We start from the raw sequence: 21,576 nt of genomic DNA, 5'->3' as shown, positions 1-21,576 counted from the left end.
TTTGACAAAGAAAAGAATAATGGTCAATGCTGTATCTGCTAAAGTTGGTGGTGCAAAGACTATAGTTGAAAAATTTTTCCATAACTTTGATGATAGATATCAGGGTGTTTTTCTTAGTGGCTTTTCAAAGCCAAGTTATAACAAATTGGATGTTGGTTGGTACCGGTTTCCGCTGTCAGGGTTTATATCGATTTTATTCACACTTTTTTTTTCCTCTATTATCAAAAAATTTTACAAATGTGATGTTTTACTATCATTTAATAATGTAAATAGTCTTTTTGAAAAAAAATGTCTTACCTATTTTCATCAGGCAAAGGTATTTGATGATGGTGATCATAGTTTAAAATGTAATATTTATAGAATCTATTTTAAACTTAAGAAAACTGATCTGGTAATTGTTCAATCAACTTTAATGAAGAAGAAGTTCATTGAGTATTTTAATTATCCGCATGATAAGGTTCTTGTTGTGTGGCCTGGCGTTGATTCCCTTAGTGTAGAAAAGCTAATGGATGAGTCAATTAACCACGATAAATATTCCGATTTCTACTTGGTTCCATATACATCAATAGATAGTGCCCATAAGAATTTTGAATTCATATCGCAATTGGCAAAAATTCTACCGTCGGATAAAAGAATTGTTATTACATGCGATGAACCTGAGTTAGAGCAGCATGAGAATATAGTTTTTATCGGTCGCCAGAGTATCGAAAACTTGGCAAATTTGTACTTATCATGCACCGCAGTACTTTTCCCTTCGACTGTAGAAACTATAGGTCTCCCTATTTTTGAAGCAATTACACTAAATAAATATGTATGCGTTGTGGATAGCGATTATATTAAAGATCATCAGCAAAATTTTCAGATTTCGGATAGGCTGATTATTTCGTCAACTGTTGAAGAGTTATTGGTTAATTTGAGTAATATCAAGGAAGCCAACTCTAAGTGTATAAGTGACTCTAAAATTAGCGAAAGAGATTTCTGCAAGAACGACTGGCAAAAATTATTTGGGATATTGAAATGAAACAAGTACTACAAGACATGGCAAAAGGTGGCTCCAACTTAGTGGAAGCTCCTGCACCAAAAGCTTCAACTGGTAATCTATTAATTGATACTAGTATTTCTTTAATTTCAGCAGGCACAGAGCGCATGTTAGTGGATTTTGGAAAAGCAAGCTTACTGGATAAAGCACGCCAGCAACCCGATAAAGTGAAAATGGTGCTTGAAAAGGTGCAGACAGATGGCTTAATGACAACATTGGAAGCAGTACAGTCTAAGTTGGCACAACCATTGCCTTTGGGTTATTGCAACGTTGGTGTAGTTAACGCCGTTGGTAAGGGTGTTCAGGGCTTCAAAGAAGGTGCTCGCGTTGTATCTAATGGCCCTCATGCTGATGTTGTTCGTGTACCAAAAAACTTATGTGCGCTTATTCCTGATAATGTATCAGATGAAGAAGCATCATTCACCGTTGTGGCAAGTATTGGTTTACAAGGTATCCGTTTAGCTGAGCCTACGCTGGGTGAGGCGTTTGTCGTGACTGGCGTTGGTTTAATCGGCTTACTGACTGTTCAATTACTGCGTGCTCAAGGTTGTCGTGTACTAGCCATCGATTATGACGATGCGAAACTAGAATTGGCTAAGCAGTTTGGTGCCCAAGTTTGTAACCCAGGTAAAGGTGAAGATCCTGTCGCTGCGGGTATGGCTTTTAGTCGCGGCAAGGGTGTTGATGGTGTAATTATCACGGCGTCAACGAAATCTAATGATCCAGTAACACAAGCAGCACGAATGAGCCGTAAACGTGGGCGTATTATTCTTGTTGGTGTTACTGGGCTAGAGCTTAATCGCGCAGACTTCTATGAGAAAGAACTGACATTCCAAGTTTCTTGTTCTTATGGCCCTGGTCGCTACGATGCGGACTATGAGGACAATGGTAATGACTATCCATATGCTTTTGTTCGTTGGACTGAACAGCGTAACTTTGAAGCCATCTTAGATATGATGTCTTCAGGCCAAGTGGACGTTAAGCCTCTTATTACTCACCGATTCAAATTTGAAGACGCAGCTCAAGCATACGAGCTCCTGACGTCTGACAAATCTGCTCTTGGAATTTTGCTTCAATACCAGAGTGACTCCAGTACTCGTCATGAGCAATCCGTTACGCTTAACAGTGAAGCGACGTTTGAGGCATCTAAGCCTGTCGTTGGTTTTGTAGGCGCTGGTAACTATGCGTCTCGAATGCTGATCCCTGCGTTTAAGGCTGGTGGTGCTCAATTACATACTATTGCTACTTCTGGTGGTATTAACGGCGTAACTCATGGTGAAAAAGCAGGTTTTGCTAAAACGACCACAGATACAAGCGCCATGATTTCTGACTCAGAAATTAACACAGTTGCAATCGTTACGCGCCATAACAGCCATGCTCATTTTGTTTCTGAAGCGCTCAATGCAGGTAAAAACGTATTTGTAGAAAAGCCTTTAGCTGTCACGCTCGAAGAGCTTGCGGAAGTGGAAGCGACCTATTATTCGAAAGCATCTACTGCTTCAGCGCCAAAGTTAATGGTTGGCTTTAACCGCCGTTTTTCGCCTCAAGTGCAAAAAATGAAAGAGCTACTGTCGTCAGTGAAAGAACCTAAGAGCTTTATGATGACGATGAATGCTGGCGCGATCCCTGCGGATCACTGGACGCAAGATAATGAAGTTGGCGGTGGTCGAATCATTGGCGAGGCATGCCATTTCATCGATCTGATGCGATTTTTAGCAGACTCAGAAATTGTTTCCGTACAGTGCCGTCGCATGGGAGATGTTGACGGTGTTGATATTACCGAGGATAAAGCAGCGATTATCCTTGGCTTTGCTGATGGCTCATTCGGTACGATTCATTACTTAGCTAACGGTGCGGCGAACTTCCCTAAAGAGCGAGTAGAAGTATTTGCCGCAGGGCGTGTTCTTCAACTTGATAACTTCCGTAAGTTAAAGGCATTCGGCTGGCCAGGCTTCAGCAAAATGAATTTATGGAAGCAAGACAAGGGACAAACCGATTGTGCGGCGGCTTTCCTTAGTGCGATTGAATCTGGTAAAGAGTCTCCGATTCCAGCACGAGAGTTGTTCGAAGTAGCAAAAATCACGATTGAAATCGCAGAGCAACTACGTAAACAGCGATAAGTTGTAAAAATAAGATGAGTTTTAAATTAAAAGCGCAAACAGCCATCGACTTAGGGCTTTTAAACTTAGCTCGAGTCGCAGGTTATCAACTTGGTGTTCGAAGCGGACTCAACCCAGTTAAGCGCCTTTCTCAAGCCCCGACCTCGGGGCTTTTGTTCCGCCCTACGACTTGCTCAAGACAATTGAAATGCATTAAGCCATATAAACTCGTTCCATTTGGCTGGTTGCCCGAACTGTCTGTAAAAGAACTTAAATGGGATAACAGCGTACTAACCGAACATCGCTTTTCAGATATGAGTAAGCCTTGGTTCAACCTATCTGATTTTGATTCAAATGTTGGTGATATTAAAGGCATTTGGGAGACATCTAGATTTGATTGGGCTTTGGGATTAGCACGAGAGCATCTTTTTGGTAGTGAGTCAGCTTTAGATGAACTCAACGCTACCGCAAAAAGGTGGATGGAGCAGAATGCTCCTTATCTTGGCCCTAATTGGAAGTGCGGGCAAGAAGCGTCAATACGCGTTATGCACTTAGCGTTCTCCGCTAAACTGCTTAATCAAGTTCGTAAAACTGAACCTACACTTTTGGCGCTAATAAAAGCGCATCTTCAACGAATAGCACCGACGATCTCCTACGCGGTTGCGCAAGATAATAACCATGGCACATCTGAGGCTGCTGCTTTGTTTATTGGTGGCAGTTGGTTAGTCGCTAATGGCGATAAAAGTGGGAATCGCTGGCAAAAGTTGGGGAGGAAATGGTTAGAAAACCGAGCCAAGCATCTTATTGCTAAAGATGGCACCTTTAGTCAGTATTCGGTGAACTATCACAGGGTAATGCTAGACACTTACTCAATGGCTGAGCTTTGGCGTCGAGAACTAGATCTTCCCCCATTTTCAAAAGAGCTGACAAAAAGGGTAAGTCTGGCAACGCAGTGGCTTTATCAGTTAATCGACACATCAACAGGTGATGCGCCGAACTTAGGTCATAACGATGGTGCTCGCTTATTGCAGTTAACGGATACTGACTATCGAGATTTTCGTCCATCTGTTCAGCTTGCTTCTGTCGTGTTCCTTCAAGCATGCGCATGGCAGGAAGATGGGGATTATGATGAAGCCCTTGCACTGCTGCAGTTACGAAAACCGCAAAAAAACTTACAAACACCAGCATCGTTTCATTTTGAGCACGGTGGCTATATCGGTCTAAGAAATCAATCGGGAACATTTGCTTTATTTAACTATCCCAAGTTTCGGTTTAGACCCGCCCAAAATGATGCGCTTCATGTGGATTTATGGCGTGGTGGGGTCAATCTGTTACGCGATGGTGGCACGTTCAGTTATAACGCCGGCCAAGATTACATTGACTACTACGGCGGTACACAAAGTCATAATACCATCCAGTTTGATGGACATGAGCAAATGCCAAGGCTTAGCCGCTTTTTGTTAGGTGCTTGGTTAAAAGCAAAGAACGTCAACTTTGACGAGCGTCAGCTTAATGGACAAGCGGGTTATCGAGATTATCTGGGATGTGAGCATCACAGAGAAGTCTCTCTGACGGAAACGTCTTTGAGGGTAACAGACAAAGTACAAGGCATTAAAAACAAAGCTGTTCTTCGTTGGCGGCTAAACCCTGATAATTGGCAGATTCAAGGACAAAAAGTGACCAATGGTAATCACAACATCTTAATCAATAGTGATGTAAAGATTGACCGCCTAGAGATCGTAGAAGGCAGAGAATCTCGTTATTACTACCAAGAAAGCTCTATCCCTGTTCTTGAGGTGGAGATTTCGTCAGATGGCAAAATTACAACAGAGTATCAATTTCACTCATGAATATTCTTTATTTTCATCAACACTTTTCTACACCGAAAGGTTCAACAGGGATCCGTTCCTATGAAATGGCTAAGCGCCTAATTCATCATGGACATCATGTGACTATGGTCTGTGGCACTTATGGTGGTGGAGAGACGGGTTTAGATTCGACGTTTGTTTCTGGCAAGCGCGAGGGTATCGTCGATGGCATTCGAATCATTGAGTTTGATTTGGCTTACTCAAACTCAGATGGTTTTATAAAACGCAGTATGACGTTTGTGAAGTTTGCCCTAAAAAGTATTGGCCTTACCTTTACTGAAAAATACGATGTGTTGTTTGCAACCACAACACCCCTGACAGCGGGCATTCCGGGTATCTTTGCTCGTTGGTTACGCGGCAAGCCATTTGTTTTTGAAGTGAGAGATTTATGGCCAGAACTGCCCAAAGAAATGGGGGTAATTAAAAACCCAGTCATTCTTAGTTTGATGTCGTTTTTAGAGTGGGCATCTTACCGAAGTGCGCATCGTTGTATTGGCTTATCTCCGGGTATTGTTGATGGCATTAAAAAGCGCGGCGTGGACGAAAGTAAAATAGCCATGGTGCCAAATGGTTGTGATTTGTCTATCTTCAGTCAACCAAGTGAGCCTTGGCGCCCGGAAGGCGTGAAAGAAACAGATCTGATGGCGATTTTCACTGGAACCCATGGAATGGCAAATGGCCTTGATGCGGTTTTAAATACGGCAGTGGAGCTACAGAAACGTGGTCGAAAGGACATTAAGCTAGCTTTAGTCGGGCAAGGTAAATTAAAACCTGAACTGGAGAGAAGGGCGAAAGAGCTCGAATTGAACAATGTGGTGTTTCACCCTCCGGTAAATAAGCAGAAGTTATCTGGTTTGATGGCAAGTGCAGACGTTGGCATGCAAGTATTGGCGAATATACCTGCCTTTTATTACGGCACATCGCCTAATAAGTTCTTCGATTATATCTCTGCGGGCCTACCTGTAATTAACAACTACCCGGGGTGGTTAGCCGGAATGATTGAGCAAACGCAATGCGGATTCGCGGTTCAGCCAGAAGACCCAATGGCTTTCGCTGATGCCTTAGAAAAAGCAGCCAATCAAAGAGAAGCCCTTACCTTGATGGGAGCCAATGCACGCCAACTAGCAGAGAGCCACTTTGACCGCGCGCTATTGGCTGATAAATGGGTGGATTGGGTGACTGGCGTTAATGCAGAAGAGGGTAATGCGACAGATCGCCATGCATCAGAGGTGAAAGATGAAAAGACTGTTTGATTTCCTCGCGTCTCTTATCGCGCTTATTCTGATATCTCCTATTATTGCTTTAGTCGCTTGGAAGATTCGTAAAAACCTGGGTTCTCCGGTTCTGTTCCGTCAAACGCGTCCGGGTTTAAACGGAAAACCTTTTGAAATGGTGAAGTTTCGCACCATGAAGGATGCGGTGGATCAACAAGGGAATCCGCTACCGGATTCTGAGCGTATGACTCCCTTTGGCGATAAGCTAAGAAACAGCAGCTTAGATGAACTACCAGAACTATGGAATGTGTTAAAAGGTGAAATGAGCTTAGTTGGGCCTCGTCCGTTGCTCATGCAGTACCTTCCGCTTTATAGCACAGAACAATCAAGACGCCATGATGTTCGTCCTGGTGTAACGGGCTGGGCCCAAATAAATGGCCGAAACGCGATCAGTTGGGAAGAAAAGTTTGCCTTAGATGTTTGGTACGTAGATAACAAAACATTGTGGCTAGATATTAAGATTCTTTTCATGACGGTAAAAAAGGTCTTCGTGAAGGAAGGCATATCTGCAGACGGCCACGTCACCATAGAGCCATTTACAGGCTCAGAAGAGCAAGGTAGTCGCCAATCATGAAAAGCTGTGCCATTTTAGGAGCCAGTGGACATGGCAAGGTGGTCGCAGACATTGCAGAGTTAAACGGTTATCAACATATCACATTCTTTGATGACCGTTGGCCCAGTTTAACCTCTGTTGAGCATTGGGACGTCTCTGGTGATACTGCTTCACTTTTGGCAGCGGCAAGCGAATATGATGTGGTTGTGGTTGCTATTGGCCATAACGCGACGCGCTGTGCGAAACAACGTGAGTTGAGTGCCGCAGGTGCGAACTTCGATTTGTTAGCTCATCCAAGTGCAGTAATCAGTAAATACGCCAACATCAAAGCAGGAACAGTGGTGATGGCAAACGCAGTCGTGAACCCATTTAGCCATATCGGGGCGAGCTGTATTATTAACACAAGCTCTGTCGTAGAACATGATTGTAGGCTGGCTGAAGGCGTTCACATTAGTCCTAATGCAAGCTTAGCTGGCGGCGTAGAAGTTGGCGAAAACGCTTGGATAGGGATCGGTAGCCAAGTGAAACAACTTGTCGTCGTTGGTTGTAATGCCGTTGTCGGCGCTGGCTCGACGGTAATTAACCATATACCAGATTTTCAAACCGTAGTGGGCTCTCCTGCTCATACGCTTATCAAATCAGAAAAATAACACTTATTAGGTGACATCGTGCTTAATACACCATTTTCTTCATGGCCTTCTTTTACTCAAGAAGAGGCTGATGCAGTGAGCCGTGTGCTACTGTCAAACAAAGTAAACTACTGGACAGGCAACGAGTGTCGTGAGTTCGAAAAAGAGTTCGCGGCATGGGCTGGTTGCGAATACGCGATTGCTCTTGGCAATGGCACGCTTGCACTCGATGTGGCATTGAAAGCCTTGGGCGTAGGCGAGGGCGATGAAGTGATTACCACCCCAAGAACGTTCCTTGCTTCGGCTTCGTCAATTGTGACTTCCGGTGCAGCACCCGTTTTTGCGGATGTAAACCTAAACAGCCAAGCGATTACGGCGGAATCGATACAAACGGTACTCACGCCAAAAACAAAAGCGGTGATTGTGGTGCACCTTGCTGGTATGCCAGCAGAGATGGATGCCATTATGGCGCTGTCACAGCAGCACGGTTTTTACGTAATTGAAGATTGCGCTCAAGCGCATGGTGCGAAGTACAAAGGCCGCAGTGTTGGGACTATTGGTCACATTGGTGCGTGGTCTTTCTGCCAAGATAAGATCATGACGACAGGTGGTGAAGGCGGCATGGTGACAACCAATGATAAGACATTGTGGTCAACCATGTGGTCGTACAAAGATCACGGTAAGAGCTTTGATGCGATTTACAATCGCGAGCATCCACCGGGCTTTCGTTGGTTACACGAATCTTTCGGCACTAACTGGCGCATGACAGAGTTACAAGCTGTGATTGGCCGTATCCAACTCGCTCGCATGCCAGCATGGACAGCGCAGCGCCAAGCGAATGCTGCACAAATTGATGAAGCGGTTGCAGACCTAAGCGTGGTTCGCCGAGTGGAAGTGCCGGAGTACAGTGAGCACGCAGCGTACAAACACTATCTGTTTGTAGAGCCTCAGAACCTTGCGGAAGGGTGGACACGAGATCGCATCGTAGAAACCATCGTTGAGCGCGGTGTGCCAGCTTACCAAGGCAGTTGCTCAGAAGTTTACCTAGAGAAGGCGTTTGACAATACGCCTTGGCGACCAGAGCAGCGATTGAGCAATGCCGTGGCTTTAGGCGAAACAAGCTTGATGTTCCTTGTGCATCCAACCTTAACGATTGAAGAAGTGTCTAAAACGGCTCAAGTGATCCGAGAAGTGCTTTTAGAAGCTCAGCGTTAAATATTGATTTGCAAATCTTATGAGAGTGTTTTGACTCTCGTTCTAGAACCTAGAACCTAGAACCTAGAACCTAGAACCTAGAACCTAGAACCTAGAACTAACCCCTGCGGCGCCTTCTGTGCGCCGTAATTTTGCGAAGGGACAAGGAGTACAGTTCCTTTGTTGCATTGCGTTGCAAACTCAACGCGACGTTGCTAATTATTATGCATCCGAGTGTTCTATTAATAGTCACTGAGTTGTATAATGTTTGTTCAGCGGCTGTATAAATTCAACAAAAAACATTACCACCAACTCTTACTAATAAATCTGGGGTAATGAGGCTTATTCTTCGTCATGATTGAACACAATTCCAAATTAAACGTCATTTGGTCGTTACCACGCTATAAAAAACGTGTCATTAGTGCGGTAGTAGACTTTTTCATTATTTCCAGTGCGTTTTTAATGGCGTACTGGACCAGAATTGGAGAGTTTACTCACCTACCAGATACGGCAAGCCAGTATGTGCTTTATTCCACTATCGCGATTACGTTAGCGATTTTTGCAGCTTTAGGTCTATATCGAGCGGTACTACGCTATCTAGGCTTTCATGTGCTGGCGGTTGTTGGCTTAGGCACCATACTTTCTGCGATGTGCGCGGCTACGTTTGCTTTTGCCTTCCATGCAGAGTTACCTCGCTCTGTCCCTTTTATTTATGCGGCCTTTCTGGCTATTGGCGTCGGTAGTAGCCGCTTAATCGTCAGAAGTTTAGTTGCCCAATCAGTGCATAAAGTGGGAGCACCAGTGCTTATTTATGGTGCTGGTAGTGCAGGCCGTGAATTGGCGTTCGCGTTGCGCCAATCGGAGACGCATCGTGTGATTGGCTTTGTTGATGAAGACAAAACACTCTACAACACCACCTTAATGGGACACTTTGTTTACACGGTAGAAAGTGCACCGAAAGCGATCAAAAAATACGACGTGAAACAGATTCTACTGGCGATCCCAAGCGCTTCAAATAAACGTCGTAAAGAAGTGTTGGATAGCATTTCTAAACTGCCTGTTGAGATTCAGACTGTGCCAGATATGCGCGATATCTTAACCGGTAAAGCAAAAATCGATGAACTAAAAGAAGTCCCAATTGGTGATTTGTTAGGTCGAGACGCGGTTCAACCTCAGCAAGTATTGATGGAATCAAACATCAAAGACCAAACCGTTATGGTAACGGGGGCTGGTGGCTCTATCGGCTCAGAGCTTTGTCGACAAATTTTAAATTACTCCCCGAAAGCACTGGTCTTGTTTGAGTTATCTGAATTTGCTCTATACCAGATACATATTGAGCTGAGCCAAATCGTTAAAGATAGAAAACTAAATATTGTGGTTGTCCCTTTGGTTGGGTCGGTACAAAGACAAAACCGCCTCGAAACCACCATGAAGGCGTTTGAGGTCGACACGGTTTACCATGCTGCCGCGTACAAGCACGTCCCGCTTGTTGAATACAATGTCGTAGAAGGTGTACGTAACAACGTATTTGGTACTTACTATACGGCTTTAGCTGCCATTGATGCAGGCGTGAAAAATTTCGTTTTAATCTCTACTGATAAAGCGGTTCGTCCTACTAACGTGATGGGCACAACCAAGCGAATGGCGGAGCTAGGCTTACAAGCGCTGGCAGAGCAACAAAACCGCATTCGAGAGAACAACCCAAACCTAGGCACTCGCTTTTGTATGGTGAGGTTCGGTAATGTTTTGGGTTCATCAGGTTCGGTTGTACCGGTTTTCAAAAAACAAATTGCTAACCGTGAACCAATCACGGTGACTCACAAAGACATCACTCGATACTTTATGACGATTCCAGAAGCCGCACAGCTTGTGATTCAAGCCGGGGCGATGGGCAAAGGTGGCGACGTCTTTGTTCTTGATATGGGCTCGCCAGTAAAAATCGTCGATCTAGCGAAGAACTTAATCCACCTATCGGGTTTGGAAGTCAAAGATGAAGCCAATCCAGAAGGGGACATTGAGATCAAGTACACAGGCTTAAGACCCGGCGAGAAGCTGTATGAAGAGTTGCTGATTGGTGATGAGAATGTTTCTGAAACCGCTCACAGCCGAATCATGACCGCGCAAGAAGACTTCTTGCCAATGAAGGAATACGAAACGCTAATTGATAAATTGGATGTGGCTTGCCATAACTTCCAACATGAAGTGATTCGCCGTTTGTTGCTCGAAGCACCGACCGGCTTTAACCCTGTAGACGGCATCGAAGATTTGGTCTGGAAGCAAACATCACAAACAGCGGCTTTGTTTAACTTTGAGCCAAAGCAAAGTAATGCAGCTGAAACTTGATGCTTTAGTTGTGATGATAAATAATAGATAAATTAATTATTTGCTGGTGGAGGCTTGTGAAGGAACGGTTAGATTCCAATCATCATCAGCAATGAAATGACAAAAGTTAAAAGGCACCAAAGCGGTGCCTTTTTGTGTATTCATGACTTTAACAGTGGCAAAACTGATGGCACAGAAAATTATTAAAAAACGGATTGCAGCACTATCGCTACCGCTCTTTATGAGTGCGCCTATTGCAGCAGAAGGCTTAAAAACGCTCCCCTCCAATCAGAGTTTTACGGGACTGACGTTAACGCCTAATGCTCAGTCTTTGGAGTATGGGGACTTCTCTTTCACGTACGCTCAGGGGCTGCCTTTTCGAACCCAGATTCAAGATCTTGATTCACTCAAGTTTTCATTTGGGATTGTTGAGGGGTTGGAAGCGCATGGCAGAATTGTAACCGATGCCTATCACTCGAATTGTTTCGTAGATTGTGGGGATACTCGTGATTTGTCCATGTCATTCAAATATCAGTTACCAAACTTTTGGGGTGTCGATAGCTTAGACTTTGCTGTAGGTGTTCAAGATCTCGGAGGATCGGCAAACCAATTTAGTACCCAGTATGCCGTCGCTGATTATTCTTTTGATTTTGCTCCAATTCGCGTATCTGCAGGTTATGGTGTCTCTGACATTATGTTAGGTGTGATGGACGGACCATTTGGTGGTATTGAATACCAACCATTTGATTTTGTTCAGCTCACCGGAGAGTACGATGCTGTCGAGTTTAACTCATCACTGAAAGTGTTCACGCCTGAAGATCTGCTGCCCTACGACATGACGGCTTCTTTGAGCTATCAAATTTACTCTGGCCATGAGACAGATGAACAGAATATGTGGAATGCTGCACTATCTATCCCGCTCATCACCGATTACACCCGTTCTCGTGAGTATGCTCGTAGCAATGTGTCACTGATGGAAAAGCTCTCCTTGGAACAAAGCAAAGCTAATAATGCGTCAATCTCTGCCTTGGTAAGCGCACTGCGCAACGAAGGTTTTGTCAATATTCAAGTTGGCACCTTAAACCAGTCGGTTGTCGTAGCTCTAGAGAACCGCCGCTACAATCACAACCAGATGGATGGTTTAGGTGTTGCGATGGGGATCATTTCAAGTCACTTCGGATCGAACTCAGCACAAGAAATGGGCTTAAGCTCTGATCGTGTAGAGTTAATGCTATTGGCGAACCAAAAACCAGTCGTGAGTGTGCAAACGGATGCGACTTGTTACCAGAGTTTTGTGAATGGTTCTGCGGCATGTGATGACATTCAATTCAGTACCAAAAATCTATCCGACAAGCTTGAGTTGGTGGAGTGGAAAACAGAGCGCGTAAACAGCGGAACGTTAGATTCACAATTGGTGTTATCGCCAATGGTACGTCATGGTGTTGCGACCGAATTTGGTGTTTATGATTACTCGTTTGCGATGTCGAGCAACCTATATACCTTCTTGTGGTCTGGTGCTGCTGTTGATATTCGCCATATCCTCCCATTAGCGGAAAGCGATGATTTTGAAGAGGGCGGTTACTTTGAAGATAGCGCCTACGAAAACGAAATTGACCGCGCCATGGTACATCAATTCTTCCGCTTGCCATATGTCGATGTTGCTAACCAAGTGTCGTTAGGTTTGGTGAAAACCGATTATGTCGGTGCTCGCAGTGAATCTGCTTGGTTCTCTCCATCTGGTGCTCATGCTCTTGGGCTAGAGATGAGTTATTTCCAGCACATGGATGAGAAAGACAAAAATGGTTATGCAAACCCGGATCGCCAAACGTTCCTAACTCGTTATACCTTTAGTATGCCTGAATGGGATTGGCAGTTTAATGCGACTGCGGGTGAGTTTTGGAAAGGGGATGTCGGTGCGAAGTTCACGACTTCACATTGGTTTGAGGACATTGAAGTTTCTGCGAGCTACCAGGTGACGAAGTTTAATGATACCGATGAAGAGCAGTTCGTTACTGTTGCGGTGAAACTACCTCTGACACCTTGGCGTGATATGTCTCCAGGCTTACTTCAGGTTCGTGGTAATGAAGCATACGACTTTAATGTCTCGACGCGAGTTGGTAATGATGCGAACTACTTAAGCACAGGACAAGGTGATGAACTGGTGATGGATAACAGCATGCTACGTCGTTACTTTAACCGTGGCCGTTATGGTAGTGATTACTTCGAAGAGAACAAAATCCGTATGCGCAATGCTTACTTGCGTTACTTAATGACTCAAATTGATTAGTAGACCCTCGCTTAACTATCGAGCAAAAAGTTGATCTTGTAGTAAGTGGGAGACTAATTTTAGTGAGCGATGTATTCTGAAATAGTAAAAAGCGGCCGAAAGGCCGCTTTTTTGCTTTCAGTCATTCTATAAGATTAGATTGCAGAGTATTAAGCTATCTTGAATCTGAAACTATTGATATCCTACTATTAGAAATAAAACTCAGGGCATTAGAATGAAAATAGCGGTTGCCGGTACAGGTTATGTAGGGCTTTCTAACGCAATGTTATTAGCTCAAAACCACCAAGTTGTTGCACTAGATATTGTTGCTGAAAAAGTTGAGTTGCTGAATAACAAGCAATCACCGATTGTGGATCGTGAAATCGAAGACTTTCTAGCGAATAAGACGCTGGATTTTGTTGCGACAACAGATAAGGCGTTGGCATACAAAAACGCAGAGTTTGTCGTTATTGCAACGCCGACAGATTATGATCCAGTAACGAATTACTTCAACACTTCTTCCGTTGAGGCAGTTATTAGAGATGTGATGAGCATTAACCAAAATGCGGTGATGATCATCAAATCGACGGTACCTGTCGGTTATACCGCTCGCATCAAAGAGGAAATGAACTGTGAAAACATCATCTTCTCGCCAGAGTTTCTTCGTGAAGGTAAAGCGCTGTATGACAACCTTTATCCTTCTCGCATCATCGTTGGTGAGCAAAGTGAACGTGCGAAGGTGTTTGCTGATTTGCTAGTCGAGGGCGCTGAGAAGGAGAACATCGAAGTTCTTTTCACGGACTCTACGGAAGCTGAAGCAGTAAAACTGTTCTCTAATACCTATCTTGCTATGCGCGTTGCTTACTTTAACGAGCTTGATTCTTACGCGGAAGCGCATGGCCTTAACTCTCGCCAGATCATTGAGGGTGTAGGTTTAGACCCTCGTATTGGTAATCACTATAACAACCCTTCTTTTGGTTATGGTGGTTACTGCTTGCCAAAAGATACTAAGCAGCTACGAGCGAACTACCAAGATGTACCGAACGACATCATTGGTGCAATTGTAGAAGCAAACCGTACGCGCAAAGACTTTGTCGCGGAATCAGTCTTGAAGCGTGAACCTAAAGTTGTTGGTATCTATCGCCTTATCATGAAAGCGGGGTCTGATAACTTCCGCGCTTCTTCTATCCAAGGCATCATGAAACGCATCAAAGCGAAAGGTGTTGAAGTTGTGGTTTACGAACCGGTGCTGCAAGAGGATGAGTTCTTCAACTCTCGTGTTCTTCGTGACTTAGAAGAGTTCAAACAAGTCTCTGATGTCATTGTGTCGAACCGCATGGTCGAAGACTTAGAAGATGTGGCTGATAAGGTTTACACTCGAGACTTGTTTGGTAGCGATTAAGCAATAGAGATTCGTAAATGGGCTCCTTTTTAGGGGCCTTTTTTGATCGGGTGCTTGGCGAATGGTGTTGATTTGCTGGTTGGAGTTAGGTGCTTGTCGTGAGCAGATTCTTGATGTCGCTTAGGCTCCTCGGAATGACAAAACTCATTAGATCGTAAGCAAACAAAAAGGGATGCGTGATGCATCCCTTTGTTATTTCTGCTTAATAAAAAGCGAAATTAAGCTTTAGCTGCTGCCGCTGCTTTAGCGATAGCTACGAAGCTCTTAGCGTCTAGAGAAGCGCCGCCAACTAGAGCACCGTCGATGTCTGGTTGTGAGAAGTAAGCTTCAGCGTTTTCTGGCTTAACAGAACCGCCGTATTGGATGATTACTTGTGCTGCAACTGCTTCGTCTTTCGCTGCGATTAGTGCGCGGATAGAAGCGTGGATGCGTTGTGCATCTTCAGCTGTTGCTGCTTTACCAGTACCGATAGCCCAGATTGGTTCGTAAGCGATGATTGCGCCGTTTAGAGCTTCAACACCGTAAGTGTCGATAACTGCGTTGATTTGACGTGCACATACTGCTTCAGTTTCGCCAGCTTCGTTTTGAGCTTCAGATTCACCGATACAGAAAACAGGCGTTAGACCGTTTTCTTTTAGGAAGTTGAATTTCTTCGCGATGAACTCGTCAGATTCGTTGTGGTATTCACGACGCTCTGAGTGACCGATGATGATGTGAGAAGCACCGAAGTCTTTCAGCATTTCTGGAGACATATCGCCAGTGAAAGCACCGCTGTTGTTTAGGTCAGTGTTTTGTGCACCTAGGATAACTTTGTTACCGCCTTCAGCGATTACGCGCTCAGCTAGATCGATGTAAAGAGCTGGTGGAGCTACTGCTACGTCAACACCTTCAACGCCTTCAAGTTCAGCGTTAATACCAGTTAGCAGCTCAGTTACCATTGCTTTGCTACCGTTTAGTTTCCAGTTACCCATCACTACAGGACGACGCATAGGAATATCTCCCTTATCTTTAATGTAAATAGTCTATTAATGTAAAAAATCTACGTAGGAATATAACAGAATAATGTGAACAGATCATGATTGGCGTCATGTCTTATTCGGCTTTCTTCATCTGGTCGGTGCTGCATTTGTTCTGTTATTTTTGTCAAAAGCAATCGATTGGTGATCGCGTAGACAGAATGATAGTCCATTCCTCGGAAATTGCCGCTTAGATTGGTATTACTACGGGTTAAAAGTTAGCCGTAATAAGAAAGGAATCAAAATGCCAAACTTAGTTTTAGAATATTCCAACTCGGTCGATGAGCGTGTGAATGTTCAAGGCCTATTAGAAGACTTACACAAAGTGACTTTAGACAGTGGTTTGTTTGAGCTGGCGTCCGTTAAGTCTCGTGCACTTCGTTGCCACAACTGGCTAGTCGGAGAAGAGGGCGATAGTGTGGACTTCATCCATATCACCTTTGATTTGCTCGCAGGAAGAAGCCCTAAACAGAAACGGGAATTATCAAGAGCACTGATGGTGGTATTACAAGAACAGGCGAGCCATGTTCGCAGTTTGACCGTGAATGTTCGAGATATGGATATTGATTGCTTCCAGAAGGTGGTAAATTAGACACACTAGATTTACCTAGTGCGGCCAAGGAGTTGTCGCACTTTCAACATGTTGAGTGTTTCGATGTCGATTAAAGAATTACTGTTTTCTTTCCAAGGTCGTATAGGCCGTAAAACTTACTGGATGTGGAATATCATCTACTACATCATGATCTTGGGCTTCGGTGCGGGCATCAGTAAGTTGTTCCCCGCGTTTTCTTATATTCTTCTGCCTATCTTCTTATTGATTCTTCTTATCCCAGACTTAGCGATCACCACTAAGCGCTGGCATGACCGTAATAAGTCGATTTACTGGTTGGCGTTAAACATCCCGTTGATCATTGGTCGAGTTGCCACGCCAATGACTAACCCAGCCACACAGGATCCATCAATGCCGCAAATGATGATCGCTTCGATTTCTCTGATTTGTGGCCTGTGGATTTTGGTGGAGTGTGGTTTCTTGAAAGGTACGGCAGGTCAAAACAACTACGGTCCTGAGCCGAAGTAAGTATAGCCCTCTGAGTTTTAAATAAGGTTCTAGGATTCTGGAGCCTTATTCCTATCCCTCAGTAAAAATCACCCCTATCTTTAAACGCTCTCAACTCCACTACATCGGCTTTTTGAGTTGGTGCAGACTCCCCTTGTAATGCTTCTCTAAATTTCACCACCTGTTTCTGTAGCTCATTCATCAAAACGACATTGGTGTGGTTTGGGTTTTTGCAGTTATGAATGACTCTATCTATGTGGCTTTGTTGCGCCCATAATCTTGGCTGCATTTGCTCTGAAGCACCTTCAATCATCTCTTTTGCCATATCATGACGAAACTGCTCAAAGGCTTCGGGATCGCGTTCCGCCATTTTTACCATTTCATCGAATGAGGGCAAAGCTTGTGGTTTGTGGGTGCTTGGCATGGCTATCTCCAAATCCATTGGACGTTGCTCCTAATTAATAAAAGCTTAATCCATGCAGAAACGGAGATAGAAAGAATTACAACATCGTCTCATTAATAAGAGCGTATGTTCATAATGAAGTGGAAGAGATTCGAGATATTAGGCTTGAATGCGGTACACGCAGCGGCGTTGACCACTAATGATGTGCTCAGCTCGCTCTATTTTGGTGTCACTGCCGAGAAGTGACTGGAAGACGTTGAGCTCAGATTGGCACAAGCTTGGGCAGCGAGTCGCGGCTTTACAGATAGGACAGTGGTTTTCGATGAGAATAAATCCGTGCTCATCTTTCTCTAATTCGGCCATGTAGCCTTCTTGCTCACGCAGAGTAACCAGTGTCTTTAGTTTGCTCTCTAGAGAGTCACACTGCTCAAGATGCTGTTGGTAGTTTTGTAAGGTGAGTTTCTCGCGCTCGGACGTGACTTTCTCTAATCCATCTTTACCGAAGATATGCTCTACGGCCTCAATAAATTGAATGGTCAGTTCACCGTGGCGATCGGCAAATTGCTCATGACCTTTTTGTGTCAGAGACCAATGGCGAGTTGGGCGACCAACTTTGACTTTTACATCATGAATCGACAGGACGCCGTCATCTTCCAAACCTTGCAGATGCTGGCGCGCACCCATGGTTGTCATACCCAGTTCAGAAGAGAGTTGTTTCGCGGTGACAGAGCCATCACGCTTAACGATTTGCAAAATCCTATCTACGGTCTTCATATACCCACCATTTATATGTCAGTACATATTATGCGCGATAGGGTTAGTAAAGAAAAGTGTTGACTTAGTTTGTGTGTGGATTTGTTGAATCACAAACAAAAAGGGTTGGCACTTGGCCAACCCTTGGGAATCAATCTACGTCGAGATTAAAGAATAATATCGCGTACTTCTGGATCTTTACGTTCTAGGTAGTGCGTAGACTTGATGCGACGAATAGTACGACAACGGCCACGGATCAATAGAGTTTCTGTTGTTGCGATATTACCTTGGCGAGAGATACCTTCTAGTAGGTCACCTTTAGTAATACCCGTTGCAGAGAAGACTACGTTGTCGCTGCGCGCCATGTCTTCCATCTTCAATACAACATTCGCTTTTACACCCATCTCTTCACAGCGTTGTAGTTCCGCTGAGCCGTAGATGCGGTTTTCTTCCGTATCGCCTTTTACTTCGTGACGAGGAAGAAGACGACCATGCATGTCACCGTCCAGTGCACGAATCACCGCTGCTGATACAACGCCTTCAGGAGCACCGCCGATGCAGTACATCATATCTACTTCGCTATCTGGCATACAAGTTAGGATTGAAGCAGCTACGTCACCGTCTGGCACTGCGAATACGCGAACACCCATTGCTTGCATCTCTGCGATCACTTTATCGTGACGAGGCTTCGCAAGCGTAATAACGACTAGCGTATCAAGAGGCTTGTTCAGCGCTTTCGCTACGTTTTCTAGGTTTTCTTTAAGTGGCTTACCTAGGTCGATAACGCCTTTTGCATCTGGACCAACAACCAGTTTTTCCATGTACATGTCTGGCGCTTTAAGGAAGCTGCCTTTCTCTCCCGCTGCCAATACTGCTAGGGCGTTAGATTGACCCATTGCGGTCATGCGTGTGCCTTCGATTGGGTCTACTGCGATATCGACTTCGTCGCCACCAATACCCACTTGCTCACCGATGTACAGCATTGGTGCATCATCGATTTCACCTTCACCAATAACGATTTCACCACTGATGTCTGTTTTATTCAGTAGGGTACGCATCACTTCAACTGCAGCGCCGTCCGCTGCGTTTTTGTCGCCACGGCCAAGCCATTTGTAACCAGCCAAAGCGGCACCTTCAGTAACACGGGAAAATGCCATTGCTAAATCGCGTTTCATGATGTCTCCAAGTAACAAGAGGGAAGAATAATTTGCGCGGCGATTTTATCACATCGTCAGTTAAACGTTTGCCTTTTTGCTGAGCTTTTACTTTAACTAAGTTGAATTTGATCAATACTTGGGTGAGTTTATGGGGTAGCGATGGGAAAATACATTGCTCAAAAATGCTTCGAGGATAAGAAAAGTCAGCGTTTAGTGAGATTGCGCTGATTTTTTAACCGAATGATGCAAAATATCGAATATAGTAAGTGTTTCTCATCGCTACGCTGAGTAGAATGAACCTCATAGGTAAGGTGCAAGCGAACGCTCGCGCATCGTCCCACGGAATAACAATAGGTAGGCCAAGATGTCTTTTGAAGTACTAGAACAACTAGAAGCGAAAATTCAAACTGCAGTTGACACAATCACTCTTCTTCAGATGGAAGTTGAAGAGCTGAAAGAAGACAAAGTGAAATTAGAAGCTGAAGCTAACGAAATGCGTTCTCAACGTGAAGAGCTTGAGCAAAAATCTCAGCAAGCTCAACAAGAGCATGCTCAGTGGCAAGAGCGCATCCGTGCACTACTTGGCAAGATGGACGAAGTGGAATAATCCACTTAAGTATCCAGAATCAAAAACACCCGCTTCGGCGGGTGTTTGCGTATTTGGTGATGTTTTTTTAGCGCTGGAGTTAGTCGCTACTCATGGAGTAAGGTTAGTTTAAACCTTCCTCACCGTCGCCGTCTTCTTCATCGAGCTCTAAGTCGACATTCAATGGCTCAGGAGAGAGAATGATGCCAGTGCTGTCTGCATAGATGTAATCTTCGGGTAGGAAGCTAACACCGCCGAAGTTAACCGGGACGTCGATTTCACCGATACCTTGGTTTGCTGCCCCTACAGGGATAGACGCGAGTGCTTGAATGCCAAGGTTCATGTCTTCTAGTTCGTCCACTTCACGGACGCAACCGTAAACGACAATTCCTTCCCATTCGTTTTCTTCTGCAAGCGTTGCGATTTCTGCATCGATTAAGGCTCTGCGTAGGGAACCGCCACCATCAATCAACAATACTCGTCCGATACCATCTTGTTCTAACGTTTCGCGGATCAGTGCGTTGTCTTCAAAGCACTTAACTGTCGTCACTTGCCCGGCAAACGACGCTCGGCCGCCAAAGTTACTGAACATTGGTTCAACTACATCTACCTGATCAAGATAGATATCACAGAGTGCTGAGGTATTGTATTCCATAGCGTACCTTTCTAAACAGAAACTGTTGTCTTTGAGTATATCTAGGCATTAAGTCAATGCAATGACAATCCTTTTTTAACTCATCAGAGTTTGAGCTACCACAATTGTTGCAAATAAAACGTTAGTCACCAGTGAGCACTTCACAACAACTGGCATCATAGGTGCGATTTGTGCTGGCTTCTCGGTATCCCAAACCGCTTTGCCGTGATGAGCCAACACGTAAATGCTGATCAAGAAGGGCAGACTAATCCATACAGGCTTGTCTTGAATAAGCAGATAAGCCGCGAAAGCCAATAGTGCACCGCCAAGTAAAATGAAGTGGTATTGCTTTGCTTTACGTTGGCCAAGTCGAACGGCCATGGTGCGCTTACCACATTCGCTGTCGTTCTCGATGTCACGCATGTTGTTGATGTTCAGCACTGCTACCGCTAACAAGCCACAGCCCAATGCAGGTAAGAACAATGTCGCATCCACATGACCGGTATGCAGGAAGTAGGTGCCAGAGACACCAAGTAAACCAAAGAAGATGAAGACGGACAGGTCGCCTAAGCCGACGTAACCGTAAGGCTTGCTACCCATGGTGTAAGCAATCGCCGCGATAATGGCAAGAATGCCTAAGCCGATAAAGGTAATGATGCTTTCAAAAGAACTCAGTGCGTAAAACACCAGAGTTAAGCCAGCAATTGCGGTCAGAATGATGTTGAAGATGATCGCGACTTTCATTTGCTGTGCTGTGACTGCGCCAGATTGCATTGCGCGCTGAGGGCCTAAACGGTTGTCGTTGTCCGTGCCTTGCACTGCATCGCCGTAGTCGTTCGCAAGGTTCGACAAAATTTGCAGTAGGGTCGCCGTGATAAACGCCATAATGGCAATCGTCAGCGAGAAGTGTCCCGCAGAGTAGGCGAGTACGCTACCGGTCAAAATAGACACCAGTGCGAGGGGTAATGTTTTTGGGCGAGCGGCTTCGAGCCAGATCTGCAATGATTGTTTCATGGATATTTCGTGCTAGTAACCAATGTGCCCAGTATAAGCACAAAGCGCTCAATACGCTATTGACCTGAAGCAAGTCAATTAAGAGTCAAAGGGTTACGGAGAAGGAACACAGTTTCCATATTTGAGGCAATAAAAATGCGCTTTTTGGGGAAGGGTATGGCGCACGTTGTTAGTAGATCCTTAGTCTCGCTTGAGCTCGCTAGGATGACGAACTCTTTTGGTTTAGAGCTTCTGTAAAGTAAACCGTCATTCTGTATATGGACTCCCAATTAATTACAACCGATTTTTAAACAGTGAAAGGTAGATAGGA

The 21,576-nt window shown here is 44.7% G+C and carries 19 protein-coding genes; 13 read left to right on the top strand and 6 right to left on the bottom strand.

The features are described from left to right. The first annotated feature begins 1 nt into the window (after position 1). From VCHENC03_RS01150 to VCHENC03_RS01195, 10 genes are all read left to right on the top strand, one after another. Positions 2–1,021, top strand: coding sequence for a glycosyltransferase (locus VCHENC03_RS01150; protein ID WP_198158295.1), 1,020 nt, complete (start codon positions 2–4; stop codon positions 1,019–1,021). Further along, positions 1,018–3,159: a bi-domain-containing oxidoreductase gene (locus tag VCHENC03_RS01155; RefSeq protein WP_009707892.1), complete on the top strand. Its 2,142-nt coding sequence runs from the start codon at positions 1,018–1,020 to the stop codon at positions 3,157–3,159. Before VCHENC03_RS01150 ends, VCHENC03_RS01155 begins: the two co-directional genes overlap by 4 nt. Before the next feature lie 14 nt (positions 3,160–3,173). Beyond that, positions 3,174–4,988 carry a heparinase II/III family protein gene (locus VCHENC03_RS01160; protein WP_009707891.1) on the top strand — a complete coding sequence of 605 codons (1,815 nt, stop codon included), beginning with the start codon at positions 3,174–3,176 and terminating at the stop codon, positions 4,986–4,988. After that, positions 4,985–6,259: a glycosyltransferase family 4 protein gene (locus VCHENC03_RS01165; protein ID WP_032803130.1), complete on the top strand. Its 1,275-nt coding sequence runs from the start codon at positions 4,985–4,987 to the stop codon at positions 6,257–6,259. The genes VCHENC03_RS01160 and VCHENC03_RS01165 overlap by 4 nt, the downstream gene beginning before the upstream one ends. Then, positions 6,243–6,854, top strand: coding sequence for a sugar transferase (locus tag VCHENC03_RS01170; protein ID WP_009707889.1), 612 nt, complete (start codon positions 6,243–6,245; stop codon positions 6,852–6,854). The genes VCHENC03_RS01165 and VCHENC03_RS01170 overlap by 17 nt, the downstream gene beginning before the upstream one ends. Beyond that, positions 6,851–7,483, top strand: coding sequence for an acetyltransferase (locus VCHENC03_RS01175; protein WP_009707888.1), 633 nt, complete (start codon positions 6,851–6,853; stop codon positions 7,481–7,483). The genes VCHENC03_RS01170 and VCHENC03_RS01175 overlap by 4 nt, the downstream gene beginning before the upstream one ends. 18 nt (positions 7,484–7,501) lie before the next feature. Continuing rightward, complete coding sequence (locus tag VCHENC03_RS01180; RefSeq protein ID WP_009707887.1) at positions 7,502–8,677, top strand: DegT/DnrJ/EryC1/StrS family aminotransferase; 1,176 nt, start codon at positions 7,502–7,504, stop codon at positions 8,675–8,677. Between the two features lie 333 nt (positions 8,678–9,010). Continuing rightward, the gene (locus VCHENC03_RS01185) at positions 9,011–10,999 is read left to right on the top strand and encodes a polysaccharide biosynthesis protein (protein WP_009707886.1); all 1,989 of its coding nucleotides are present in this window, start codon (positions 9,011–9,013) and stop codon (positions 10,997–10,999) included. A gap of 166 nt (positions 11,000–11,165) precedes the next feature. Continuing rightward, positions 11,166–13,265, top strand: a complete 2,100-nt coding sequence (locus VCHENC03_RS01190) for a YjbH domain-containing protein (protein ID WP_009707885.1) — start codon at positions 11,166–11,168, stop codon at positions 13,263–13,265. Positions 13,266–13,479: 214 nt separating this feature from the next. Next, positions 13,480–14,646: a nucleotide sugar dehydrogenase gene (locus VCHENC03_RS01195; protein WP_009707884.1), complete on the top strand. Its 1,167-nt coding sequence runs from the start codon at positions 13,480–13,482 to the stop codon at positions 14,644–14,646. A 218-nt stretch (positions 14,647–14,864) separates the two neighbouring features. Here VCHENC03_RS01195 and tpiA read toward each other — a convergent pair whose 3' ends face one another. Further along, on the bottom strand, positions 14,865–15,635 hold the full coding sequence (tpiA, locus tag VCHENC03_RS01200; RefSeq protein WP_005428123.1) for a triose-phosphate isomerase: 771 nt from the start codon (positions 15,633–15,635) through the stop codon (positions 14,865–14,867). A gap of 271 nt (positions 15,636–15,906) precedes the next feature. Between tpiA and VCHENC03_RS01205 the strand changes: the two genes are divergently transcribed. After that, entirely contained in the window at positions 15,907–16,254 is a 348-nt protein-coding gene (locus VCHENC03_RS01205) for a 5-carboxymethyl-2-hydroxymuconate Delta-isomerase (protein WP_009707882.1), read from the top strand. Positions 16,255–16,317: 63 nt separating this feature from the next. Continuing rightward, positions 16,318–16,740: a DUF805 domain-containing protein gene (locus VCHENC03_RS01210; RefSeq protein WP_009707881.1), complete on the top strand. Its 423-nt coding sequence runs from the start codon at positions 16,318–16,320 to the stop codon at positions 16,738–16,740. 58 nt (positions 16,741–16,798) lie between these two features. Here VCHENC03_RS01210 and VCHENC03_RS01215 read toward each other — a convergent pair whose 3' ends face one another. From VCHENC03_RS01215 to glpX, 3 genes are all read right to left on the bottom strand, one after another. Next, a complete protein-coding gene (locus tag VCHENC03_RS01215; RefSeq protein WP_009707880.1) occupies positions 16,799–17,161 on the bottom strand; it encodes a DUF3135 domain-containing protein in 363 nt (120 codons plus the stop codon). Between the two features lie 120 nt (positions 17,162–17,281). After that, a complete protein-coding gene (locus VCHENC03_RS01220) occupies positions 17,282–17,896 on the bottom strand; it encodes a helix-turn-helix transcriptional regulator (RefSeq protein ID WP_009707879.1) in 615 nt (204 codons plus the stop codon). Between the two features lie 146 nt (positions 17,897–18,042). After that, a complete protein-coding gene (glpX, locus tag VCHENC03_RS01225) occupies positions 18,043–19,050 on the bottom strand; it encodes a class II fructose-bisphosphatase (RefSeq protein ID WP_009707878.1) in 1,008 nt (335 codons plus the stop codon). Between the two features lie 346 nt (positions 19,051–19,396). Here glpX and zapB point away from each other — a divergent pair, with 346 nt between their 5' ends. Further along, positions 19,397–19,639 (top strand): cell division protein ZapB, encoded by a 243-nt coding sequence (gene zapB / locus VCHENC03_RS01230; protein ID WP_005435037.1) that lies wholly within the window; start codon positions 19,397–19,399, stop codon positions 19,637–19,639. A 103-nt stretch (positions 19,640–19,742) separates the two neighbouring features. Here zapB and rraA read toward each other — a convergent pair whose 3' ends face one another. Then, positions 19,743–20,273 (bottom strand): ribonuclease E activity regulator RraA, encoded by a 531-nt coding sequence (gene rraA, locus VCHENC03_RS01235; protein WP_009707877.1) that lies wholly within the window; start codon positions 20,271–20,273, stop codon positions 19,743–19,745. Positions 20,274–20,348: 75 nt separating this feature from the next. Then, the gene (locus VCHENC03_RS01240) at positions 20,349–21,266 is read right to left on the bottom strand and encodes a 1,4-dihydroxy-2-naphthoate polyprenyltransferase (protein ID WP_009707876.1); all 918 of its coding nucleotides are present in this window, start codon (positions 21,264–21,266) and stop codon (positions 20,349–20,351) included. Positions 21,267–21,576: the final 310 nt, after the last annotated feature.

This window comes from Vibrio sp. HENC-03, from assembly GCF_000305755.2.
Taxonomy (GTDB): Bacteria; Pseudomonadota; Gammaproteobacteria; order Enterobacterales; family Vibrionaceae; genus Vibrio; species Vibrio owensii.
The sequence above is the reverse complement of the archived record's forward strand: the minus strand, read 5'-3'. Positions and strand labels throughout refer to the sequence as shown.

What these genes read in the sequence shown, in the direction of transcription:
- VCHENC03_RS01240 (WP_009707876.1), bottom strand. Translation starts at nt 21,266, where the DNA reads ATGAAACAATCATTGCAGATCTGGCTCGAAGCCGCTCGCCCAAAAACA.
- VCHENC03_RS01205 (WP_009707882.1), top strand. Translation starts at nt 15,907, where the DNA reads ATGCCAAACTTAGTTTTAGAATATTCCAACTCGGTCGATGAGCGTGTG.
- VCHENC03_RS01160 (WP_009707891.1), top strand. Translation starts at nt 3,174, where the DNA reads ATGAGTTTTAAATTAAAAGCGCAAACAGCCATCGACTTAGGGCTTTTA.
- VCHENC03_RS01155 (WP_009707892.1), top strand. Translation starts at nt 1,018, where the DNA reads ATGAAACAAGTACTACAAGACATGGCAAAAGGTGGCTCCAACTTAGTG.
- VCHENC03_RS01170 (WP_009707889.1), top strand. Translation starts at nt 6,243, where the DNA reads ATGAAAAGACTGTTTGATTTCCTCGCGTCTCTTATCGCGCTTATTCTG.
- glpX (WP_009707878.1), bottom strand. Translation starts at nt 19,050, where the DNA reads ATGAAACGCGATTTAGCAATGGCATTTTCCCGTGTTACTGAAGGTGCC.
- VCHENC03_RS01215 (WP_009707880.1), bottom strand. Translation starts at nt 17,161, where the DNA reads ATGGATTTGGAGATAGCCATGCCAAGCACCCACAAACCACAAGCTTTG.
- rraA (WP_009707877.1), bottom strand. Translation starts at nt 20,273, where the DNA reads ATGGAATACAATACCTCAGCACTCTGTGATATCTATCTTGATCAGGTA.
- VCHENC03_RS01185 (WP_009707886.1), top strand. Translation starts at nt 9,011, where the DNA reads ATGATTGAACACAATTCCAAATTAAACGTCATTTGGTCGTTACCACGC.
- VCHENC03_RS01220 (WP_009707879.1), bottom strand. Translation starts at nt 17,896, where the DNA reads ATGAAGACCGTAGATAGGATTTTGCAAATCGTTAAGCGTGATGGCTCT.
- VCHENC03_RS01195 (WP_009707884.1), top strand. Translation starts at nt 13,480, where the DNA reads ATGAAAATAGCGGTTGCCGGTACAGGTTATGTAGGGCTTTCTAACGCA.
- VCHENC03_RS01175 (WP_009707888.1), top strand. Translation starts at nt 6,851, where the DNA reads ATGAAAAGCTGTGCCATTTTAGGAGCCAGTGGACATGGCAAGGTGGTC.
- VCHENC03_RS01165 (WP_032803130.1), top strand. Translation starts at nt 4,985, where the DNA reads ATGAATATTCTTTATTTTCATCAACACTTTTCTACACCGAAAGGTTCA.
- zapB (WP_005435037.1), top strand. Translation starts at nt 19,397, where the DNA reads ATGTCTTTTGAAGTACTAGAACAACTAGAAGCGAAAATTCAAACTGCA.
- VCHENC03_RS01190 (WP_009707885.1), top strand. Translation starts at nt 11,166, where the DNA reads ATGGCACAGAAAATTATTAAAAAACGGATTGCAGCACTATCGCTACCG.
- VCHENC03_RS01210 (WP_009707881.1), top strand. Translation starts at nt 16,318, where the DNA reads ATGTCGATTAAAGAATTACTGTTTTCTTTCCAAGGTCGTATAGGCCGT.
- tpiA (WP_005428123.1), bottom strand. Translation starts at nt 15,635, where the DNA reads ATGCGTCGTCCTGTAGTGATGGGTAACTGGAAACTAAACGGTAGCAAA.